23 protein-coding genes and 1 tRNA gene are annotated in these 19,973 nt (G+C 58.9%); 18 read left to right on the top strand and 6 right to left on the bottom strand.

What is annotated here, in order from left to right; translation table 11 throughout:
• Nucleotides 1-53: 53 nt before the first annotated feature.
• Nucleotides 54-359 carry a YkgJ family cysteine cluster protein gene (locus ACP7B3_RS18180; RefSeq protein WP_016977069.1) on the top strand — a complete coding sequence of 102 codons (306 nt, stop codon included), beginning with the start codon at nucleotides 54-56 and terminating at the stop codon, nucleotides 357-359.
• 134 nt (nucleotides 360-493) lie between these two features.
• Here the strand turns inward: ACP7B3_RS18180 and ACP7B3_RS18175 are convergent, their stop codons facing one another.
• The 6 genes from ACP7B3_RS18175 to hemA all read right to left on the bottom strand — a co-directional run bounded on the left by ACP7B3_RS18175 (nucleotide 494) and on the right by hemA (nucleotide 5,859).
• The gene (locus ACP7B3_RS18175; protein WP_145165577.1) at nucleotides 494-1,012 is read right to left on the bottom strand and encodes an acyloxyacyl hydrolase; all 519 of its coding nucleotides are present in this window, start codon (nucleotides 1,010-1,012) and stop codon (nucleotides 494-496) included.
• Nucleotides 1,013-1,123: 111 nt separating this feature from the next.
• Nucleotides 1,124-1,918 (bottom strand): glutamate racemase, encoded by a 795-nt coding sequence (gene murI, locus ACP7B3_RS18170; protein ID WP_426180023.1) that lies wholly within the window; start codon nucleotides 1,916-1,918, stop codon nucleotides 1,124-1,126.
• Entirely contained in the window at nucleotides 1,911-2,666 is a 756-nt protein-coding gene (gene moeB / locus ACP7B3_RS18165; protein ID WP_426180021.1) for a molybdopterin-synthase adenylyltransferase MoeB, read from the bottom strand. The genes murI and moeB overlap by 8 nt, the downstream gene beginning before the upstream one ends.
• Nucleotides 2,660-3,490 carry a peptide chain release factor N(5)-glutamine methyltransferase gene (prmC, locus tag ACP7B3_RS18160; RefSeq protein ID WP_369302547.1) on the bottom strand — a complete coding sequence of 277 codons (831 nt, stop codon included), beginning with the start codon at nucleotides 3,488-3,490 and terminating at the stop codon, nucleotides 2,660-2,662. Before prmC ends, moeB begins: the two co-directional genes overlap by 7 nt.
• On the bottom strand, nucleotides 3,491-4,573 hold the full coding sequence (prfA, locus tag ACP7B3_RS18155; protein ID WP_119736461.1) for a peptide chain release factor 1: 1,083 nt from the start codon (nucleotides 4,571-4,573) through the stop codon (nucleotides 3,491-3,493).
• Nucleotides 4,570-5,859 carry a glutamyl-tRNA reductase gene (gene hemA, locus ACP7B3_RS18150; RefSeq protein WP_426180018.1) on the bottom strand — a complete coding sequence of 430 codons (1,290 nt, stop codon included), beginning with the start codon at nucleotides 5,857-5,859 and terminating at the stop codon, nucleotides 4,570-4,572. The genes prfA and hemA overlap by 4 nt, the downstream gene beginning before the upstream one ends.
• Nucleotides 5,860-6,041: 182 nt before the next feature.
• Between hemA and ACP7B3_RS18145 the strand changes: the two genes are divergently transcribed.
• From ACP7B3_RS18145 to hrpT, 17 genes are all read left to right on the top strand, one after another.
• Nucleotides 6,042-7,766, top strand: coding sequence for a tetratricopeptide repeat protein (locus ACP7B3_RS18145; protein ID WP_242194851.1), 1,725 nt, complete (start codon nucleotides 6,042-6,044; stop codon nucleotides 7,764-7,766).
• Nucleotides 7,767-7,770: 4 nt separating this feature from the next.
• Nucleotides 7,771-8,388: a lipoprotein insertase outer membrane protein LolB gene (lolB, locus tag ACP7B3_RS18140; RefSeq protein WP_177016585.1), complete on the top strand. Its 618-nt coding sequence runs from the start codon at nucleotides 7,771-7,773 to the stop codon at nucleotides 8,386-8,388.
• A gap of 50 nt (nucleotides 8,389-8,438) precedes the next feature.
• Nucleotides 8,439-9,242 carry a 4-(cytidine 5'-diphospho)-2-C-methyl-D-erythritol kinase gene (gene ispE / locus ACP7B3_RS18135; RefSeq protein WP_426180452.1) on the top strand — a complete coding sequence of 268 codons (804 nt, stop codon included), beginning with the start codon at nucleotides 8,439-8,441 and terminating at the stop codon, nucleotides 9,240-9,242.
• Nucleotides 9,243-9,278: 36 nt separating this feature from the next.
• A tRNA-Gln gene (locus ACP7B3_RS18130) sits at nucleotides 9,279-9,353 on the top strand.
• Between the two features lie 46 nt (nucleotides 9,354-9,399).
• Nucleotides 9,400-10,341: a ribose-phosphate pyrophosphokinase gene (locus ACP7B3_RS18125; RefSeq protein WP_003208392.1), complete on the top strand. Its 942-nt coding sequence runs from the start codon at nucleotides 9,400-9,402 to the stop codon at nucleotides 10,339-10,341.
• Between the two features lie 138 nt (nucleotides 10,342-10,479).
• Nucleotides 10,480-11,082 carry a 50S ribosomal protein L25/general stress protein Ctc gene (locus ACP7B3_RS18120; protein WP_106578554.1) on the top strand — a complete coding sequence of 201 codons (603 nt, stop codon included), beginning with the start codon at nucleotides 10,480-10,482 and terminating at the stop codon, nucleotides 11,080-11,082.
• Nucleotides 11,083-11,250: 168 nt separating this feature from the next.
• Nucleotides 11,251-11,835 carry an aminoacyl-tRNA hydrolase gene (pth, locus tag ACP7B3_RS18115; RefSeq protein WP_010213318.1) on the top strand — a complete coding sequence of 195 codons (585 nt, stop codon included), beginning with the start codon at nucleotides 11,251-11,253 and terminating at the stop codon, nucleotides 11,833-11,835.
• Between the two features lie 21 nt (nucleotides 11,836-11,856).
• Nucleotides 11,857-12,957 (top strand): redox-regulated ATPase YchF, encoded by a 1,101-nt coding sequence (gene ychF, locus ACP7B3_RS18110; protein WP_101266309.1) that lies wholly within the window; start codon nucleotides 11,857-11,859, stop codon nucleotides 12,955-12,957.
• A gap of 304 nt (nucleotides 12,958-13,261) precedes the next feature.
• The gene (locus ACP7B3_RS18105; protein WP_262210145.1) at nucleotides 13,262-14,176 is read left to right on the top strand and encodes a sigma 54-interacting transcriptional regulator; all 915 of its coding nucleotides are present in this window, start codon (nucleotides 13,262-13,264) and stop codon (nucleotides 14,174-14,176) included.
• A gap of 255 nt (nucleotides 14,177-14,431) precedes the next feature.
• Entirely contained in the window at nucleotides 14,432-14,599 is a 168-nt protein-coding gene (locus ACP7B3_RS18100; protein WP_157986803.1) for a hypothetical protein, read from the top strand.
• A gap of 86 nt (nucleotides 14,600-14,685) precedes the next feature.
• The gene (locus ACP7B3_RS18095) at nucleotides 14,686-15,051 is read left to right on the top strand and encodes a hypothetical protein (RefSeq protein WP_426180014.1); all 366 of its coding nucleotides are present in this window, start codon (nucleotides 14,686-14,688) and stop codon (nucleotides 15,049-15,051) included.
• A gap of 4 nt (nucleotides 15,052-15,055) precedes the next feature.
• Nucleotides 15,056-15,841, top strand: coding sequence for a type III secretion system inner membrane ring lipoprotein SctJ (gene sctJ, locus ACP7B3_RS18090; protein ID WP_416364426.1), 786 nt, complete (start codon nucleotides 15,056-15,058; stop codon nucleotides 15,839-15,841).
• The gene (locus tag ACP7B3_RS18085; RefSeq protein WP_426180011.1) at nucleotides 15,834-16,415 is read left to right on the top strand and encodes a type III secretion protein; all 582 of its coding nucleotides are present in this window, start codon (nucleotides 15,834-15,836) and stop codon (nucleotides 16,413-16,415) included. The genes sctJ and ACP7B3_RS18085 overlap by 8 nt, the downstream gene beginning before the upstream one ends.
• On the top strand, nucleotides 16,393-16,998 hold the full coding sequence (gene sctL, locus ACP7B3_RS18080; RefSeq protein WP_145165554.1) for a type III secretion system stator protein SctL: 606 nt from the start codon (nucleotides 16,393-16,395) through the stop codon (nucleotides 16,996-16,998). Before ACP7B3_RS18085 ends, sctL begins: the two co-directional genes overlap by 23 nt.
• A gap of 91 nt (nucleotides 16,999-17,089) precedes the next feature.
• Nucleotides 17,090-17,323, top strand: a complete 234-nt coding sequence (locus tag ACP7B3_RS18075) for a hypothetical protein (RefSeq protein ID WP_145165552.1) — start codon at nucleotides 17,090-17,092, stop codon at nucleotides 17,321-17,323.
• Between the two features lie 263 nt (nucleotides 17,324-17,586).
• Nucleotides 17,587-19,719, top strand: a complete 2,133-nt coding sequence (sctC, locus tag ACP7B3_RS18070) for a type III secretion system outer membrane ring subunit SctC (RefSeq protein WP_426180009.1) — start codon at nucleotides 17,587-17,589, stop codon at nucleotides 19,717-19,719.
• Nucleotides 19,716-19,919, top strand: a complete 204-nt coding sequence (gene hrpT, locus ACP7B3_RS18065) for an HrpT family type III secretion system protein (protein ID WP_119736448.1) — start codon at nucleotides 19,716-19,718, stop codon at nucleotides 19,917-19,919. The genes sctC and hrpT overlap by 4 nt, the downstream gene beginning before the upstream one ends.
• The last annotated feature ends 54 nt before the right edge of the window (nucleotides 19,920-19,973 follow it).

Raw genomic sequence — 19,973 nt, 5'->3', positions numbered from 1 at the left:
GTCCGTCAGAGCTTTCACACCTACCTGACACGCTTGCCTTACACTGCGCGCCTATGACCAACATTCCCCACACTCAAATCACCGAACCCGCCGTCACTTGCTCGACATGCGCGGCCTGCTGTTGCCAATTGGAAGTGATGCTGATCACCGACACCGGCGTGCCGGAGCGCTATATCGATACGGACGATTGGGGCGGCGAAGTGATGCTGCGTCTGGATGATGGCTGGTGTGCGGCGCTGGACCGGGACACGATGATGTGCACGATTTACGAGCGACGGCCGCTGATCTGCCGGGAGTTCGAGATGGGTGCGCCGGAATGCCTCACCGAGCGTGAAGGGATTGCGACGGCGTATCGCTGATCCTGAGGTAGATGAAAATCAAAATGTGCGAGCTGGCTTGCCTGCGATAGCATCACTTCGGTGTAACTGATAGACCGAGGTGTCTGCATCGCGGGCAAGCCAGCTCCCACATTAGTCAGCAGGTGCCTGATGATTTACAACGGCAAGGTGTAGTGCAACGAGTAGCTCTCTACGCCGTCGTTATTGCTGCTGATGCCCGCGTTGGAATAGTGCGTGGCACGAATGCCCACCTCATGCCCACCGGTGAAACGCAAACCAAAGCCCAGGCGGTCCTCAAACTGAAAGGACTGGCCGATGTTGTTGTCTTCCAGGCGTGTGCGCGAGAACGCGGCCACGCCGATGCCGGCCTCGATGTAAGGTTTTACCGATGCCCCGGCAAACTCATACACAAATACCGGCGAGAACGACAGGCTGCTGGCGCCCGCACGTTTGTCGCCTTCCCAGTAGGTGTACGCGCCGCTCCAGTAGCCGGTCAACCGGCCGGTATCGCTCTGCCACCAGCTTTTATCCCAATCCGATGTCAGCCCCAACCGATAGGTCATGGTCGAATCGCTGGTGCTCCCCACACCAAATTCCAGGCCAGCGGCCTGGGCCGAAACAGAGTGTCCTACCACGGCGGCCGCAATCGCAGCCAAACAGAACAAGCGCTTCATAAGAAACAGTCCTTGAGAACGAAGTTGTATGGTTTGGTACAAGCTAACTCGCTATAGAAGCGCGCGCATAGCCAGAAGTTCAGCGTCTAACCCCGGTATTTCACGAATTTTTCACGCGTCGAAGCTTCGCACAACTCCGGAATGTTTCCATAGTGTAGGTAGGATATTTCTTAAATGATCGACGTTACCGCTCGTCCAGAACCGGGCCGGCTCAGGGTTGCCGCTGGCCAGCAGGTCACGCTCGCCCAGCAAACGCTTGAGCTGGCGTGCCACGGCAGCGCCGGTATCGATCAGGATGATGCTCGGGGCAAGCATCTGCGCCAGAAGCGGCTTGAGGAAGGGATAATGGGTGCAGCCCAGAATGATCGTGTCGCAGCCAGCACTGAGCAGCGGTTCGACATAGCCGCGCAACATCTGGCGCAGTTCGGGGCTGTCGAGGTCGCCGCTTTCAATCAACTCCACCAGGCCCGGGCATGGCTGGGTGATCACACGCACGTCGGTGGCGAAGCGATCAAGCAAAGCAGCAAACTTGGCGCTTTGCAGGGTGCCAGTGGTGGCGAGTACACCGACCACGCCGCTGCGAGTGGCGGCGGCGGCGGGTTTGACGGCGGGCTCCATGCCTACCAGGGGCCAGTCGGGGTAGTCCTGGCGCAAATCGGCAACGGCGGCGACGGTCGCCGTGTTGCAAGCAATCACAAACGCCTTGGCGCCTTGCTCGCGGAAAAATTCGGCGACATACCGGGAGCGTTCAAGAATGAATGCCGGGGTTTTCTCGCCGTAGGGGATATGCCCGCAATCAGCCACGTACAGCAGCGACTCATGGGGCAATAACTGCTGAATTTCGTCCAGCACGGTCAAGCCGCCGATGCCGGAATCGAACACACCGATGGGCGCGCTCTTAACCATGCTGCGTCCCACAGACACTGCAACCGGGGTCGCGCTTGACGCGTAATTCGCGAAAACGTGTGGTCAACGCATCAATCAGCAACAAGCGGCCTACCAGCGGCTCACCGAAACCGGCCAGCAGTTTCAGGGCTTCCAGTGCTTGCAGGCTGCCGACCACGCCAACCAGCGGACCGACGACGCCGGCTTCGCTGCAGGTCAGTTCGGTGTCGCTGCCATGCCCGTACAAACAGTGGTAACACGGGCTGTCGGCGCGACGCGGGTCGAACACCGACAGTTGCCCTTCCAGGCGAATCGCTGCGCCGCTGATCAATGGCTTGGCGGCGGCAACACAGGCGGCGTTCACCGCTTCACGGGTGGAAAAGTTGTCGCTGCAATCGAGCACCACGTCCACCGCCGCTACCGCCGCGGCCAGTGAATCGGCATCCAGCGCTGCGCGGTGAGCAAGCAGTTTGACTTCAGGGTTGATCGCCGCGAGACGACGCAGGGCCGAATCGACCTTGGTCTGCCCGACACTCTCGGTGTCATGGATGATCTGGCGTTGCAGGTTGGTCAGGTCAACGGTGTCAAAGTCCGCCAGGTGCAACTCACCTACACCGGCTGCCGCCAGGTACAGCGCCACCGGCGCGCCCAGCCCGCCCAGGCCAATGATCAACGCGCGGGCGTTTTTCAGGCGCAATTGGCCGTCGATGTCGACATATTGCAACAGAATCTGTCGGCTATAGCGCAACAGCTCCTGGTCGGTCAGCACGGCCGGCGCCCCAGGGTGATGCGTTCGTGTCCACCGAGGTCAAGGCGGCTGTGCACCTCTTCAAAGCCTGCGCCAAGCAGCAGGTCACGCACGGCCGCCGCCTGATCGTAGCCATGTTCGAGTAACAGCCAGCCAGCCGCATTCAAGTGGGCGGGAGATTCGGCGATGATCAACCGCAAGTCATCCAGGCCATCATGCCCCGCCACCAGCGCGCTGGCCGGTTCAAAACGCACGTCGCCGACCACCAGATGGGGATCGTTATCGGCAATGTACGGCGGGTTGCTGATGATCAGGTCGAAGGTTTGATCTTGCAGGGCGCTGAACCAATGACTGTTCAACACCGTGGCGTTTTTCAGGTGCAGGCGCTGGCGATTGCGTTCAGCCAGGGCCACGGCTTCCAGCACGCGGTCAACCGCCGTGACCTGCCAGGCCGGACGTTCGCTGGCCAGGGCCAGGGCGATGGCGCCGCTGCCGGTGCCCAGGTCCAGAACCTTGGCAGGCGTGGCGGGCAACAGTTCCAGCGCGGCTTCCACCAATAGCTCGGTTTCCGGACGTGGGATCAGCGTGTGAGGCGCGACCTCCAGGTCCAGCTTCCAGAAGCCTTGCTGGCCGAGGATATACGCCACCGGCTCACCGCCACGACGACGTTGCAAATAGTCGGCAAAGGTCAGCGCATGTTCGCTGCTGACGATTTTTTCCGGCCAGGTGTGCAGGTAGCTGCGCGATTTACCCAAGGCCGCGGCCAGCAACAACTCCACATCCAGACGCGCAGTGGGCGAGTCGGGCAGGTCTGCGGCGCGCAGCAGGCTGGCAATGATGGTCATTTATTCACCTATCGCCGCCAATTGGTCGGCCTGGTATTCGGCGAGCAACGGTTCGATCACTGCATCCACACCGCCGGCGAGAATCTCGTCGAGGGAGTAAAGCGTGAGGTTGACCCGGTGGTCGGTGACCCGGCCCTGGGCAAAGTTGTAGGTACGGATGCGCTCGGAGCGGTCACCCGAACCCACCAGCAACTTGCGCTCGCTGGCAATCGCGTTAGCGGCGGCGCTGGTCTGCTGGTCGTTGAGCTTGGCCGACAGCCAGGACATGGCCCGCGCACGGTTCTTGTGCTGGGAACGTTCTTCCTGACACTCCACCACGATGCCCGACGGCAAGTGCGTGATGCGGATCGCCGAGTCGGTCTTGTTGACGTGCTGACCACCGGCGCCCGATGAGCGGTAGGTGTCGACACGCAAGTCCGCCGGATTGATCTCGATGGCTTCCTGCTCGTCGGGCTCTGGCAACACGGCCACGGTGCACGCCGAGGTGTGGATACGGCCTTGGGATTCTGTCGCCGGCACCCGCTGCACGCGGTGTGCGCCGGATTCGAATTTCAGTTTGCCGTAGACGTTATCGCCTTCAACCCGGGCGATGACTTCTTTATAGCCGCCGTGTTCGCCTTCGTTCTCGGACAGAATCTCGACGCGCCAGCCACGACGCTCGGCGTAGCGCGAGTACATGCGGAACAGGTCGCCAGAGAAGATCGCCGCCTCGTCGCCACCGGTGCCGGCACGGATTTCGAGGAACACGTTGCGCCCGTCGTTGGGGTCTTTGGGCAGCAGCATGCGCTGCAGGTCGCCTTCCAGCTCAGCCAGTTTTTCCTTGGCCTCGCGAACTTCTTCCACGGCCATTTCGCGCATGTCCGGGTCGCTGTCTTTGAGCAGCGCCTGGGCGCCTTCGAGGTCGGCCTGCACTTTCATCAGGTGTTTGTAGGTGGCCACAATCGGCTCAACTTCGGCGTATTCCTTGGAATAGGCGCGGAACTTGGTCTGATCGGAGATGACCTCGCCATCGCCGAGCAAGGCGGTCAGTTCTTCGAAACGGTCCTGGAGCACGTCCAGTTTATTGAGCAGTGACGCTTTCATTGCGGTTTTTTATCCGAAGAGCTATCTGACGCGCCCTCACCGAGGGCAAAGAGTTCCTGGGCCATGGCCAGCGCATCAAGGCGGCCTTCGGCAGTAAGCTTTTTCAACTGGACGCTGGGGGCGTGAAGCAACTTGTTGGTCAGGCCACGCGCCAGTTGCATCAGCACCTCTTCGGCGCTGCTGCCGTTGGCCAGCAGACGCTGGGCCTTGATCAATTCCTCGTCACGCAGGCGTTCGCCCTGCTGACGATACGCCTTGAGCACGTCGACCGCCGCTAGTTCGCGCAGGCGCACCATGAAGTCTTCGGCGCCGATGCTGACCATTTCCTCGGCGGCCTGGGCGGCGCCCTGGCGACTCTTGAGGTTTTCGGCAACCACTTCGTGCAGATCGTCGACGCTGTAGAGGTAAACGTCGTCCAACTCGCCGACTTCCGGCTCGATATCGCGGGGAACGGCGATATCCACCATGAAGATCGGTTTGTGCTTGCGCAGCTTCAGCGCGCTCTCGACCGCGCCTTTGCCAAGAATCGGCAACTGGCTGGCGGTGGAGCTGATGACGATATCGCTGCGCACCAGTTCAGCCGGGATATCCGACAGCAGCACCGCATGGGCGCCAAACTGCTCGGCAAGAATGCTCGCGCGTTCCAGGGTTCGGTTGGCGACCACAATGCGCTTTACACCCAGGTCGTGCAGATGACGCGCCACCAGGGTGATGGTTTCGCCGGCGCCGATCAGCAGGGCCTGGCTGCGCTGCAAGTCGCTGAAAATCTGTTTGGCCAGACTGACGGCGGCAAACGCCACGGACACCGGGTTTTCACCGATGGCGGTGTCGGTGCGCACCTGCTTGGCCGAGTTGAAGGTGGCCTGGAACAGCCGCCCCAACAGTGGTCCCACGGTGCCGGCCTCGCGGGCCACGGCATAGGCAGATTTCATCTGGCCAAGGATCTGCGGTTCGCCCAACACCAGCGAGTCGAGCCCTGAGGCGACACGCATCATGTGACGAACTGCCGCATCCTCTTCATGCACATACGCACTGGCGCGCAGGTCATCGAGGCTTAAATGGTGATAATCGGCCAGCCAGCGCAGCACCCCATCCGCTGAAAGATGTTCCTGCTCTATATAAAGCTCACTGCGATTGCAGGTCGAAAGGATCGCAGCTTCGCGGCTGTCGGTGAGCCGGCAGAGCTGCTGCAAGGCCTCAACCAACTGCTCTGGCGTAAACGCCACGCGCTCGCGCACGTCTACGGAAGCAGTCTTGTGGTTAATACCGAGTGCGAGGAAGGCCATTCAATATCGCTGATGATGTCGGGAAGCCGACAATTGTCCTACTTCGAAAGATCCAGAACAACCACCGTCGTCTATTGTCCTAGTAGCTTATGCCTATAAAGGCGCCAACTGAGACTCGGTTATGTTTGGCCGAAGGCTTGTGTCATGATGATCCGACCGCAGGTTAGTCGTCCTCTTCCTATATGAATAGATCTTCCGCGTTGCTCCTTGCTTTTGTCTTCCTCAGCGGCTGCCAGACCTTGGCACCCGTGTCGCCGGACGGTACGCCGCCGGTTGAAGACAGCACCCCCGCCCCTGAAAAGCCCAAGGTTTATTCCTCGTTCAATGAAGAAACGATCTACAGCCTGCTGACCGCGGAACTCGCCGGCCAGCGCAATCGTTTCGATATTGCCCTGGATAACTACGTGACCCAGGCCATCAACACCCAGGATCCGGGCATTTCGGAGCGCGCGTTTCGCATCGCCGAATACCTGGGCGCTGACCAGGCTGCGCTGGACACCTCGCTGATCTGGGCGAGAAACGCACCGGACGATCTGGAAGCGCAGCGGGCCGCGGCCATTCAACTGGCGCGCGCGGGGCGCTATGACGATTCCATGGTCTATATGGAGAAAGTCCTGCTGGGCAAGGGCGACACGCATTTCGACTTCCTCGCGCTGTCGGCTGCCGACACCGACCAGGACACGCGCAATGGCCTGATGAAGAGTTTCGACCGCCTGCTGCAAAAACACCCAAAGAACAGCCAGCTGATTTTCGGCAAGGCGTTACTGCTGCAACAGGATGATGAAGCCGACGCCGCACTCAAGCTGCTGGAGCAGAATCCGCCGGAAGACGGCGAGATCGCACCGATTTTGCTGCGTGCGCGCTTGCTGCAGAACCTCAATCGCGGCAAGGAAGCGATTCCTCTGCTGGAAAAGAGCATCAAGAAGTATCCGGACGACAAGCGCCTGCGCCTGACCTATGCGCGCACGCTGGTTGAGCAGGACCGTATGGAAGACGCCAAGGTGCAGTTCGCCAATCTGGTCCAGCAATACCCGGACGACGATGAATTGCGCTACTCCCTGGCCCTGGTGTGCCTGGAAGCCAAGGCCTGGGACGAGGCCAAGGGCTATCTGGAAGAGCTGATCCAACGCGAAAGCCATGTGGACTCGGCGCACCTGAACCTCGGCCGTATCGCTGAAGAGCGCAACGACCCGCAGGCGGCCCTGCTCGAGTACGCTCAGGTCGGCCCTGGCAACGACTACCTGCCGGCCCAATTGCGCCAAGCTGACATCCTGATGAGCAACGGCCGCACCGACGAGGCGGAAAAACGCCTGGCCGCAGCGCGCGATGCCGAACCGGACTACGCGATCCAGCTGTACCTGATCCAGGCCGAAACCTTGTCGGCCAACAAGCAGGGCGAACGCGCCTGGAAATTGCTGCAACAAGCCTTGCTGCAATACCCCGACGATTTGAATCTGCTGTACACCCGCGCCATGCAGGCGGAAAAACGCAACGACCTGGCGCAGATGGAAAAAGACCTGCGCCTGATCATCAAGCGTGACCCGGACAACGCCATGGCGCTGAACGCCCTGGGTTACACCTTGTCCGACCGTACGACGCGCTACGCCGAAGCCAAGGTGCTGATTGAGCAAGCCCACAAGCTCAACCCGGAAGACCCGGCCGTGCTCGACAGCCTGGGCTGGGTCAATTACCGCCTGGGCAACCTGGACGAAGCCGAACGCTTGCTGCGTCAGGCGCTGGAACGCTTCCCCGACCAGGAAGTGGCCGCCCACCTAGGCGAAGTGCTGTGGGCCAATGGCAAGCAGCGCGAAGCGCGACAAATCTGGGAAAAATTCCTCAAGGAACAACCCGAAAGCCCCATCCTGCGCGGCACCATCAAGCGCCTGACCGGATCCGAGACCCTTTAAGCTTATGTTCTTGCGCCACGTCATTGTTTTCAGCTTCATCGCCCTGCTCGCCGGTTGCGCGGGTTTCGGCGCCCGCGAATCCGTTGAAGGCCAGGGCAACCCGGCGCAATGGAAACAACACAAGGATCAGCTCAGCAGCATTGATGGCTGGCAGATCGAAGGCAAGGTCGGGGTTCGCGCGCCAAAAGATTCCGGCAGCGGCACGTTGTTCTGGCTGCAGCGCCAGGACTATTACGACATTCGCCTGTCCGGCCCACTGGGCCGCGGCGCGGCTCGTCTGACGGGACGCCCGGGGCAAGTCAGCCTGGAAGTGGCCAACCAGGGACGCTATGAAGCGGCGTCGCCGGAAGAATTGCTGGAGCAGCAAATGGGCTGGAAGCTGCCCGTTTCGCACCTGGTGTGGTGGGTTCGCGGTTTGCCCGCGCCGGACAGCAAAAGTCGCCTGAGCCTCAATGGCGACAGTCGGCTGGCCACGCTGGAACAGGATGGCTGGCAGGTGGAGTACCTCAGCTACGTGCAACAAAGCGGTTACTGGCTGCCCGAGCGCATCAAGCTGCATGGCACCGACCTTGATGTCACGCTGGTGATCAAGGACTGGCAACCGCGCAAGCTGGGGCAATAAACGTGACTGTTACAACGCTGACGCTGCCCTCCCCCGCCAAACTCAATTTGATGCTGCACATTCTGGGTCGCCGTGAAGACGGCTACCACGAGCTGCAGACGCTGTTTCAATTTCTGGACTACGGCGACGAACTGACCTTCGCCGTGCGCGATGATGGCGTGATTCAGTTGCACACCGAATTCGAAGGCGTGCCTCACGACAGCAACCTGATTGTGAAGGCTGCGAAAAAACTTCAGGAACAATCCGATTGCCCCCTGGGCATCGACATCTGGATCGATAAAATTTTGCCTATGGGTGGCGGCATTGGTGGTGGCAGCTCAAATGCCGCGACGACGTTGCTCGGCCTCAATCACTTGTGGCAACTGGGATGGGACCACGATCGCCTGGCTACGCTGGGCCTGACGCTGGGCGCTGACGTCCCGGTTTTCGTGCGTGGGCACGCCGCTTTTGCCGAGGGCGTGGGTGAGAAACTCACCCCGGAATACCCCGAAGAGCCGTGGTATGTCGTGCTTGTTCCGCAAGTATCTGTAAGTACAGCAGAAATTTTTTCAGATCCACTGTTGACACGTAACTCTCCTCCCATTAAAGTGCGCCCCGTTCCCAAGGGAAACAGTCGAAATGACTGCTTACCGGTTGTAGCAAGGCGTTATCCAGAGGTACGTAACGCTTTGAATTTGTTAGGTAAATTTACCGAAGCAAAATTAACCGGAACTGGAAGTTGTGTGTTTGGGGGCTTCCCAAGCAAAGCTGAAGCTGATAAAGTCTCGGCCCTTCTTACAGAGACCCTTACAGGGTTTGTAGCAAAGGGAAGCAACGTTTCGATGTTGCATCGCAAGCTGCAAAGTATGCTCTAAAGGAACCGAGTACTGGGTACTCGTTGCAACAGATACAGGGGCGTCGCCAAGCGGTAAGGCAGCAGGTTTTGATCCTGCCATGCGTTGGTTCGAATCCAGCCGCCCCTGCCATTTTCTAATACTCATCCAGGTTACCCTCAGCCTCTAGGTACTGCGCGTGTCCAAGATGATGGTCTTTACGGGGAATGCCAACCCCGATCTGGCTCGACGTGTCGTACGTCAGCTGCATATCCCTCTCGGTGACATCTCTGTCGGTAAGTTCTCCGACGGCGAAATTACAGCCGAGATCAATGAAAACGTCCGCGGTAAAGATGTCTTCATTATTCAGCCGACCTGCGCTCCGACCAACGATAACCTGATGGAACTCGTCGTGATGGCTGATGCCTTCCGCCGCTCCTCAGCGACTCGAATCACAGCTGTAATCCCTTACTTTGGTTATGCCCGTCAGGATCGCCGTCCGCGTTCCGCACGTGTGGCTATCAGCGCGAAAGTCGTTGCTGACATGCTGACCGTGGTAGGCATCGACCGTGTTCTCACGGTTGACCTGCACGCTGACCAAATTCAGGGGTTCTTCGATATCCCGGTAGATAACATCTACGGGTCCCCAGTATTGGTGGATGACATCGAAGACCAGCGCTTTGAAAACCTGATGATCGTGTCCCCGGACATTGGTGGCGTCGTGCGTGCACGGGCCGTTGCCAAATCCCTGGGCGTTGACCTCGGGATCATCGACAAACGCCGTGAAAAAGCCAATCACTCTGAAGTGATGCATATCATCGGTGATGTCGAAGGGCGTACCTGTATTCTGGTTGATGACATGGTCGACACCGCCGGCACACTGTGCCACGCGGCGAAAGCCCTGAAAGAGCACGGTGCCGCAAAAGTCTTCGCCTACTGCACACACCCTGTGCTGTCGGGCCGAGCGATCGAGAACATCGAGAACTCCATGCTGGACGAACTGGTGGTGACTAACACCATCCCGTTGTCCGCAGCAGCTCAAGCCTGTTCGCGTATCCGTCAACTGGATATCGCACCGGTAGTTGCCGAGGCGGTTCGCCGCATCAGCAACGAAGAATCGATCAGCGCGATGTTCCGTTAAGGTTCACACCTTAGCGACCTCAACCTGACGAAAAGCGCCCCGCCCCAGCATACTGTTGGGGCGGGGCTTTTTTGCCCATATCGCCTTTAGCGCTGGTCGCAAACGCTGGGGCGAATGTGGTTATTTTGGAGATACAACATGAACGATTTTACTTTGAATGCTGAACTGCGTTCCGACCTGGGGAAAGGTGCGAGCCGCCGCCTGCGTCGTCTCGCAAGCCTGGTTCCAGCTGTAGTTTACGGTGGCGAAAAAGCCCCTGAATCCATCAGCATGCTGGCTAAAGAAATCGCCAAACTGCTCGAAAACGATGCTGCTTACAGCCACGTTATCGAACTGAACGTTGGTGGCACCAAGCAAAACGTGATCATCAAAGCTCTGCAACGTCACCCGGCCAAAGGCCACGTGCTGCACGCTGACTTTGTACGCGTTGTAGCCGGTCAGAAACTGACCGCTATCGTTCCAGTGCACTTCGTTGGCGAAGAAGCTCCGGTCAAGAAAGGCGGCGAGATCTCGCACGTCCTGAACGAAATCGAAGTGACCTGCCTGCCGAAAGACCTGCCTGAGTTCATCGAAGTCGACCTGTCGGCTCTGGAAATCGGCGCCATCGTTCACCTGTCCGACCTCAAGGCCCCTAAAGGCGTTGAGTTTGTCGCACTGGCTCACGGTGATGACAAAGCTGTTGCCAACGTTCACGCTCCACGCGTTGCTCCAGAAGCTGAAGAAGAAGGCGCTGCAGAGTAATTCACTCTGTATTGCCGGAGCTTGAGGAAACATCGCGGACCGAAACGTAGCGAGAAAGCGGGCGATAACGCGGCGTTTACTCTTGAGTAAATGATCTCTTGTCGTCCACTTTCGCCGCACGCAGGTTGCGGCGATGTTATCCACAACTCCAAAGGAAGGGCCCCTGTCGTGACTGCCATTAAACTGATCGTTGGCCTGGGAAATCCAGGCGCCGAATACGAACAGACCCGGCATAACGCGGGGGCCCTTTTTGTTGAGCGTATCGCCCACGCCCAAGGCGTAAACCTTGTGGCCGATCGCAAATATTTTGGCCTGACCGGACGCTTTTCGCATCAAGGTCAGGATGTTCGTCTGCTGATTCCCACCACCTACATGAACCGCAGCGGCCAAGCCGTCGCGGCGCTTGCGGGCTTCTTCCGGATCAAACCCGAAGAAATCCTGGTGGCCCATGACGAACTGGACCTGCCACCCGGCGTTGCCAAACTCAAGTTGGGCGGCGGGCATGGCGGGCACAATGGCCTGCGCGACATCATCGCGCAGCTGGGCAATCAGAATAATTTTTACCGTCTGCGGCTCGGCATTGGCCACCCAGGCGTTGCCAGTATGGTTTCAAATTTCGTCCTGGGTCGTGCGCCACGCGCCGAACAGGAAAAACTCGATGCCAGCATCGACTTTGCCCTCGGCGTGCTGCCGGATATCTTCGCCGGTGAATGGAACCGTGCGATGAAAAACCTGCACAGCCAGAAGGCCTGACTCTTACCGAGGGGAAACACCATGGGATTCAATTGCGGCATCGTCGGCCTGCCCAACGTCGGCAAATCCACCCTGTTCAACGCCTTGACCAAGTCCGGTATTGCGGCGGAGAACTTCCCCTTCTGCACCATCGAACCCAACAGCGGTATCGTGGCCATGCCGGACCCGCGCTTGCAGGAGTTGGCGGCTATCGTCAATCCAAAGCGCATCCTGCCGACCACCATGGAATTCGTCGACATCGCAGGCCTGGTGGCCGGCGCGTCGAAAGGTGAAGGCCTGGGCAACAAGTTCCTGGCCAACATCCGTGAAACCGATGCCATCGCCCACGTGGTCCGCTGCTTTGAAGACGAGAACGTGATTCACGTCTCCAACAGCGTCGACCCGAAACGCGACATCGAGATCATCGACCTGGAACTGATCTTCGCCGACCTCGACAGCTGCGAGAAACAACTGCAGAAAGTCGCGCGTAACGCCAAGGGTGGCGACAAGGATGCCGTGGTCCAGAAAGGCCTGCTGGAGCAATTGATCGCTCACTTCACCCTGGGCAAGCCAGCGCGCAGCCTGATGAAGAGCATGAATGCCGATGAAAAAGCAGTGATCAAAGGCTTCCACCTGCTGACCACCAAGCCGGTGATGTACATCGCCAACGTCGCTGAAGACGGCTTTGAGAACAACCCGTTGCTCGACGTGGTCAAGGCCATCGCCGAGGAAGAAGGCGCGATCGTGGTGCCGGTGTGCAACAAGATCGAAGCCGAAATTGCCGAGCTGGATGACGGCGAAGAAAAAGACATGTTCCTCGAGGCGCTGGGCCTGGAAGAGCCTGGCTTGAACCGTGTGATCCGCGCCGGCTACGAAATGCTGCACCTGCAGACTTACTTCACCGCCGGTGTCGAAGAAGTCCGCGCCTGGACCGTCAAAGTCGGCGCCACCGCGCCACAGGCTGCCGGCGTGATCCACACCGACTTCGAAAAAGGCTTTATCCGCGCCGAAGTCATCGCCTACAACGACTTCATCCAGTACAAGGGTGAAGCCGGCACCAAGGAAGCCGGTAAGTGGCGCCTTGAAGGCAAGGAATACATCGTCAAAGATGGCGACGTCATGCACTTCCGTTTCAACGTATAAGTAAACCTGGCGGTCATTGCCGCAAACAAAAAGCCGATGCACTGCATCGGCTTTTTTGTGGGCGACTACTTATGGACGTTCATCCGAACACTCCGAAACTTAAGATTCCTCCTATTAACTCTCAATATTTTACTGACTACACCTCCAAGCAAAATAACTCCCAAACCTATCTCATTTCTCCTACGCCTTGCGCGTAAGTTCCTACTTCAGAACAACAATAAAAAAACTATAATTTGCGCCCTGCTGGCCTTTGCCTGTCGACCGTTGCCTGAATGATGCACAGTGATAATGGAGCACTTACTTGATGTCGGATGCCTACCATAGGGAAGTTGAAACAGACATCTCAATCAGTGACACCTCAGGTATTGAAAACACCCTTAACAGCACAGCGTCACTCAATATCGACATTCTGCTATTAGGGGAAACCGGCACAGGGAAAGACACCTTGGCCCAACGGGTCCATCGCTTGTCGGGGCGGCGCGGTAACTTCATTGCCGTGAACTGCGCCGCTATCCCGGAAAGCCTCGCGGAGAGCCAATTGTTCGGGGTCAACAGTGGCGCCTTTACCGGGGCCATGCAATCGCGGGCCGGCTTTGTCGAGGCGGCTCACCTGGGCACCTTGTACCTCGATGAGGTCGACAGCATGCCATTGAGCCTGCAGGCCAAACTGCTGCGGGTGCTGGAGTCGCGGGGCGTGGAGCGGCTGGGTTCAACCCGCTTCATCCCGGTGGACATGCGCGTCATTGCCTCGGCCCAGCAGTCACTGCACCACATGGTCGAATCAGGCACCTTCAGGCGTGACCTGTACTTTCGCCTGAATGTCGTCAGCCTCGAACTTCCGGCCTTGCGGCACCAGCGGGAACGCATCATTCCGCTGTTCATGAAGATGGTCCGGGAAGAAGCCGAGCACTTCAAATGCCCCGCTCCGACGGTTCCCGGCCCGCTGTTGCAACAACTGCTGTGCCACGCCTGGCTGGGCAATATTCGCGAATTACGTTCGTCCGCCAAGCGGTTCGTGCTGGGCCTGCCACCGTTCTCCACGCCCATGAGCAACCCGCACGATGGCGAACTGAGCCTGAAGGAACGCCTGCAACAAATCGAAAAAGCACTGATTGAAGAGTCGTTGCGCCGCAATGATCATTGCGTGGATATCACCGCAATTGAATTAGGCGTCGCCAAACGCACGCTCTACCACCGAATTAAACAACTCGACTTATAACCGAGCAGTGTAACTGGCACATTGCGGCAGAACTTAGCCATTCGCACCTGCCTGGGCACTTTAGCGCATGCGCACAATTAAGCATTACAACAATGACTTCACAAAAAACCGCACTAGAAATAATTTTAAACATATAAATACTGGAACGCTTTATTTCCCTCCACCACTTATAAGTGGGTGACTTCACAGCCACTCAACACGTGACGGTAGCTAACACTCGCTATCAGACTTCATTTGAAATCAAGAAGGTGATCTATGTCCTCAATCTCAGGTATTGGTGGTTCCAGCGCGGGTAACCAGGCGCAACTGGACGCAATCAACGCAGATAAAGAAAGGAAAGTCGTCGAAGAGGCCAAGAAGACTGCTGAACAAGAACTGACTACCGCGAAAGCGGGCCGCATTAAGTCTTTGCGATTCGCGTAAGTCAGACTGACCTCCTCTGCCCCGGTCGAGGAGGTTTTTCATCGTCACGAGGCACGTAACACTCGATACGTTCGATGGAGGTTCACATGTACATCACCACCCCAGGGCAACCGGAAAACAGCAGCATCCTCTCTCAAGCCGAGGCGCCTGGCGCGATCAACCGGGCGTCTGACATCAACTTTTTCAACGCCCAACTCAGCCAGACCGAGCCGCCCGTGAAAGGCATCGTGCCTGCGGTGGCGTCCCCCGCTCAGGCGTGGAGCGCGACAGCGTCGGACACTTTATCCAGACGCGTATCCAAAGGCTTTCGTGACGCGAGCCTGAACAAAAAGACCAAGGACGCGAACGAGTTCCCACAGTCGCTCGCCGAAGCGCATATCGACGTGATGTCACGCGTCAAGGTCATCGGCGCCGTCGCGAAAGGCGTCGACAAAATTTCAAGCATGGGATAGCTGCATGTACCGCCGTCTAACCGCCCCATTCTTGTTTTCATTAGCGTTGATGCTGTCCGGTTGTGGTGACAGCGTAGAGCTGCATCGCAATATTTCTGAGCAGGAAGCCAACGAAGTCATCGCGGAGCTGGCAGACAAGCAAATCCGGGCCCAGAAGGTGCCAGGCAAAGACGGTGTCGCTGTTCGGGTCAAGGCCAGTGACATCAGCCGAGCTGTGCGTACCCTGGACGCGGCGGGGCTGCCCAAAACGGCCCGGTCGACGCTGGGGGATATCTTTCGCAAGGAAGGCGTCATCTCCACCCCGCTGGAAGAGCGCGCACGCTACATCTACGCGCTGTCCCAGGAGCTGGAATCGACCTTGTCCAACATAGACGGTGTGATCGTCGCGCGTGTGCATGTGGTACTGCCTGAGCGCGTCGCGCCAGGCGAGCCGGTACAGCCGGCCTCCGCCTCGGTCTTCATCAAGCACGACCCGCGACTGGATCCGGACAATATCAATCCGCGCGTGCGCAGACTGGTGGCCAGCAGCATCCCGGGCATGGCCTCGGCCATAGACAACACGACAAAACTGACCGTCATTTTTGTACCGGCCACCGCCTACACCGAACAGCAACAGCTGACCTACCTCGGCCCTTTTCTGGTGCCCGAGCAAGACCTTGGTTTCTGGCGCGCCAGCATGATTGCGCCGCTGATCATCGCTCTGTCAGCAGGCATCGCCTGGCTGTTCTGGCGCCGCAGGAAAGTCTCCACACTCACACCCGAAAGCACACCGGCACACGCCCATGAGTGACGACCTCAGCTGGGTAAAATGGTGGGCTTTCCCATGGAGAAACGCCCACATCGACTGGCTCACGCAAACGGGGTTTGTGGAAACCGCAGCGCTTTCACGCGCCTATCATCGCCGCGTGAGCAGCCTGTTCGGCATCGCGCCCGAGCTTGCCCCTCCCACGTCTCCAGCCCTCCTCCAATGGGTGTTGAGCAGCGCACAACAACGCGACCTCGCACTGACACTGGTGAATGAGGTGTACAACGCGCCCCACGACAGCCGGTTGAATCAAGAGCAGCTGCTGTGGTGCCAGCGCCTGGCCAAGGCACTGCCCACGGGCTCAGCACCGGTGAACGTCGACGACCCGTTGCACTACCTGCGCGCGTGGGTCGCTCCCAATGTCTGGCAGCGGCTACGCCTGAATTTTGCTCGCCCAAGGGTGCTGGCCTTGGAACAGCATCCTCGCCTGGCGGACACGCACGGCCGGCTGGATACCCTGTGGAAAGCCACGATCTGGCGCGCAACCTCCACCGCTGTCGATGACGCGCCGCCCGCCCCTCGCGAGAAACCCGACCATGTTTTGCGCCCACACGATTGAGCTGAACACCCCCGCCCACGCACTGCCCACGGCCCTGATCCCCAGGGAAATGCTGTCTGACTACACCCAGGCCCGTCAGCTGTTGGAACACGCAGAAACTCAAGCGCAGACGCGCATCAGCCAGGCCCAGGCCCAATGCGAAAAGATACTCGAACGTGCCAGCGATGAGTTCTGGCAACGCGCCAATGCCCAGCTGCACCGCTGGGAGTCAGAGCGCCAGGCAATGCTGGCGAGTTTGGAGCAGGTCGCCAGCTCAGTCATCAACGCGGCCATTCAAACCCTGCTGGAGGAGACTGTGCCCGTTCAACGCCTCACGACACTGCTCAACAAACTGCTGGAGGCGCAACTGCCCACCGTTGAGGCGCACCTGGTGTGCAATCCGCAGGACCGTGAACACGTCGAGCTATGGCTCAACCTTCACAGCAGCGTGCCCTGGACGCTTCGGGTCGAAGACGGGATCGCCGCCCAGTCGCTGCTGCTTGAGACAGAAGATGGCGGGTTTCATATCAACTGGGCGCATGCCCTGGACAACCTGGTGGCGATTCCACCCTTGGCCAAATCAAGTGACACCTTTGCTGGGTAAATGCTGTTCTTTTTAACCACACAGGCCTGTTGTTGGAACTGGTGAGCAATCTGCCGCCACACAGGGATACACACCCACTGGAGATAACGCCATGAATACTGACTCACGCGTACTCAGCAGTCTCTACAGGCAGCAATCCCAAGCCGAAAAAAACCTCGACCAGATCAGCGCCGACATTCCGTACAGCGAAGCAAGCGAAGACAGCGCGCGGCTCTTCGAACAACTCATTGAGGAAAAGTCCGCCCTGGTTAACAACTTTGCCGTGAGTTCGACCTACCTCAGCTACAAACACGAGACGGTTAAATCGGCCATCAATGTCGTTTAGTGGCTGGCAGCAAACGCTGACTGACGGCTTGGGCGGTCGTGAACAGAATAGGCGGCGGCTTGAACCGCAAGTCAGCACTTGCCCAGGTTCGCGCCACGCGCCATCTCCGGTGGGTGCAATGCCTGCCACTTGATTGCAAACCCTTGAAGTCCCTCTCAACCAACGTGACACCTGGCGCGGCGCAACGGCGCGCCTGACAACGGCTGGGCGCAAATCCGGCCCACTTCATTACGACGCTTTCGCACTGAAACAGAGAACCTGTCATGTATAGCAAGATCAACAAGCACACCGGCTTGCGTTTAAACTCGCCCGCGGCTCTGGCAAAACGCGCCCACTGGCGTTGTTTGCTTGCGCTGCCCTTGTTGTTGGCGCCGTTGCACAGCCCCCTCGCCGCCATCCCCTCCGAATGGAAAAACACCGCCTACGCCTATGAAGCCGAGCATAAGCCCCTGCGGGATGTGCTGGAGGACTTTGCTCAAACGTTTGGCACGCAACTGCAAGTCGACGGTCTGCTGGAGGGCATCGTAAATGGCAAGATACGCGCCAATACCCCGCAGTCGTTACTCGATAGGCTGGGCGTTGAACACCGTTTTCAATGGTACTTGTACAACAACACCCTCTATATCAGCACCCTGGACCTGCAAGAGTCCGCGCGCCTGGAGGTTTCTTCCGAGACCGTCGCCGACCTCAAACGGGCCTTGACCGATATCGGCTTGCTCGACAGTCGTTTCGGTTGGGGTGAACTGCCCGATGACGGCGTGGTGCTGGTCTCTGGCCCCAAGCGCTACATCGAACAGATCAAGCAATTCAGCAGCCAGCGTAAGTCACCCGACGAAAAACAAAGCGTGCTCAGCTACCCGCTGAAATTCGCCAACGCGGGAGATCGCCAGATCGACTACCGCGGCGAAAAAATAGTCATCCCTGGCGTTGCCAGCATGCTGCGGGGCTTATTGGAGCCTCGGGCGACGTCATCCCTGTCGACGCTTTCCCCGCGCCCCTCCTCGCAGCCCTCGCCCATCACGCCGAACGTTCCCCGGTTGAGCAATCCCATGCTCGGGCAAATGTTCGGCCAGACAGCGGACCCAGGCCAGTTGGCCTCTGGCGCCACGCTCACCCCGCGCGCTCCGGTGTCGGCAGGCAAAATCCGCGTAGAGGCCGACGTGCGCAACAACGCCGTGCTGATCTACGACCTCCCGGAACGGCAGGCCATGTACCGAGAGCTGATTACCCAGCTCGATGTGGCGCGCAAAATGGTGGAAATCGACGCAATCATCCTCGACATAGAGCGCTCCCAACTGCGCGAATTCGGGGTCAACTGGGGCAACAGCCATTTCAGCAGCGACATGAGAATGGCGCCTGGGAGTTCATCGCAGCTGTCGATCGAGAACCGTGATCGCTTCTTTGCCAAGATACGCGCCCTGGAGCAGCGCGGCCTGGCAACCATGGTGTCCAACCCTTCGGTGCTTACCCTGGAAAACCAGCCCTCGGTGATTGACTTCAACCGCACCCAATACCTGACCGCAGGCACGGAGGTCGCGACGATCCTGCCGATTACGGTAGGTACCAGCCTGCAAGTGATCCCCAGGGTGATTACCACCCGTGGCACTCATCAGGTGCACCTCATGGTGGACATCGAGGACGGCAACTTCGATGAATCCAACCCGGATCGCATCGGCCCCGACGTGCGCCGGGGCAATGTCAGCACCCAGGCGGTGATGGCGGAAAAACGCTCGCTGGTGGTCGGTGGTTTTCATGTCACCGAAAGCACCGACAAGCGCAATAAGGTTCCCCTGCTGGGCGACATACCCCTGCTGGGCAAGGCGCTGTTTTCCTCCAGCGAACGCCAGAACAATCGCCGCGAACCCTTGTTCATCCTGACGCCACGCGTCATCGGCGATCAGGCGGACCCTTCACGGTATTTGCCGCAGGAAGATCAAGTGGAGTTGCAGGCCGCGCTCAAGCCTCTGGCCAGGCGTTACGCCGAACACCCGCCGGTCATCAAGCGCAGTGACATCACCAGCACTCTGGCCAATCTGGTGACCGGGCAAGTGCCCCTGGCCTTCAAGGCAGCACCGATGCCATTGGGCCTGGACACCCTGTGCAACACCCGCGATCTACTGGCCATGAACACCGAGCGCAGCCAGTGGTATGCCGGCCCGCAGTTCAATGTGGCGGTGGTGGTGGTGCGCAATCAGATCAAGCGCAACGTGCGCATCGACGAAAAGGAGTGCAGCAATTCGCAGACCCTGGCCGTCACGGTATGGCCACGTGCCTGGCTCAAACCGGGTGAAGAAGCCGAGGTATTTATCGCCATGCGCCCGGTGGTGAAGGATGAACACATCGGCGTGCCCCGCCCTTCCTTGATCACGCCCACTCAGAAGAGGGTCGCCCCATGAAACGCCACCTGTTGTGCATCACTCTGATCGGCACCGTGCTGCTCATCGCCGGCTGCGCTCCCACGTGCAAAGGCGACTCTTGCTCACGCCCGCAATCGACCAAAGACACCTTGGTAATCTGGTGGCCACCGCAGATGCGCGTCGAGCCCGGCCCTTCCGGAGAGCGCGCGGATTACCAGACAATTTCGCTGGAACGCTGAGTGTTCCGCGATCAACGCCGGCAGTTGCCAGGCTGTCAGGTGAGCAGCGCGGCG

It is taken from the genome of Pseudomonas sp. TWRC1-2, assembly GCF_049896685.1.
In the GTDB taxonomy this organism is placed as follows: domain Bacteria; phylum Pseudomonadota; class Gammaproteobacteria; order Pseudomonadales; family Pseudomonadaceae; genus Aquipseudomonas.
The sequence above is the reverse complement of the archived record's forward strand: the minus strand, read 5'-3'. Positions and strand labels throughout refer to the sequence as shown.

Excerpts from the sequence above, each read along its gene's own strand:
- ACP7B3_RS18180 (WP_016977069.1), top strand. The coding sequence starts at position 54 with ATGACCAACATTCCCCACACTCAAATCACCGAACCCGCCGTCACTTGC.
- ACP7B3_RS18175 (WP_145165577.1), bottom strand. The coding sequence starts at position 1,012 with ATGAAGCGCTTGTTCTGTTTGGCTGCGATTGCGGCCGCCGTGGTAGGA.
- murI (WP_426180023.1), bottom strand. The coding sequence starts at position 1,918 with ATGGTTAAGAGCGCGCCCATCGGTGTGTTCGATTCCGGCATCGGCGGC.
- prmC (WP_369302547.1), bottom strand. The coding sequence starts at position 3,490 with ATGACCATCATTGCCAGCCTGCTGCGCGCCGCAGACCTGCCCGACTCG.
- prfA (WP_119736461.1), bottom strand. The coding sequence starts at position 4,573 with ATGAAAGCGTCACTGCTCAATAAACTGGACGTGCTCCAGGACCGTTTC.
- hemA (WP_426180018.1), bottom strand. The coding sequence starts at position 5,859 with ATGGCCTTCCTCGCACTCGGTATTAACCACAAGACTGCTTCCGTAGAC.
- ACP7B3_RS18145 (WP_242194851.1), top strand. The coding sequence starts at position 6,042 with ATGAATAGATCTTCCGCGTTGCTCCTTGCTTTTGTCTTCCTCAGCGGC.
- lolB (WP_177016585.1), top strand. The coding sequence starts at position 7,771 with ATGTTCTTGCGCCACGTCATTGTTTTCAGCTTCATCGCCCTGCTCGCC.
- ispE (WP_426180452.1), top strand. The coding sequence starts at position 8,439 with ATGCTGCACATTCTGGGTCGCCGTGAAGACGGCTACCACGAGCTGCAG.
- ACP7B3_RS18120 (WP_106578554.1), top strand. The coding sequence starts at position 10,480 with ATGAACGATTTTACTTTGAATGCTGAACTGCGTTCCGACCTGGGGAAA.
- ychF (WP_101266309.1), top strand. The coding sequence starts at position 11,857 with ATGGGATTCAATTGCGGCATCGTCGGCCTGCCCAACGTCGGCAAATCC.
- ACP7B3_RS18105 (WP_262210145.1), top strand. The coding sequence starts at position 13,262 with ATGTCGGATGCCTACCATAGGGAAGTTGAAACAGACATCTCAATCAGT.
- ACP7B3_RS18100 (WP_157986803.1), top strand. The coding sequence starts at position 14,432 with ATGTCCTCAATCTCAGGTATTGGTGGTTCCAGCGCGGGTAACCAGGCG.
- ACP7B3_RS18095 (WP_426180014.1), top strand. The coding sequence starts at position 14,686 with ATGTACATCACCACCCCAGGGCAACCGGAAAACAGCAGCATCCTCTCT.
- sctJ (WP_416364426.1), top strand. The coding sequence starts at position 15,056 with ATGTACCGCCGTCTAACCGCCCCATTCTTGTTTTCATTAGCGTTGATG.
- ACP7B3_RS18085 (WP_426180011.1), top strand. The coding sequence starts at position 15,834 with ATGAGTGACGACCTCAGCTGGGTAAAATGGTGGGCTTTCCCATGGAGA.
- sctL (WP_145165554.1), top strand. The coding sequence starts at position 16,393 with ATGTTTTGCGCCCACACGATTGAGCTGAACACCCCCGCCCACGCACTG.
- ACP7B3_RS18075 (WP_145165552.1), top strand. The coding sequence starts at position 17,090 with ATGAATACTGACTCACGCGTACTCAGCAGTCTCTACAGGCAGCAATCC.
- sctC (WP_426180009.1), top strand. The coding sequence starts at position 17,587 with ATGTATAGCAAGATCAACAAGCACACCGGCTTGCGTTTAAACTCGCCC.
- hrpT (WP_119736448.1), top strand. The coding sequence starts at position 19,716 with ATGAAACGCCACCTGTTGTGCATCACTCTGATCGGCACCGTGCTGCTC.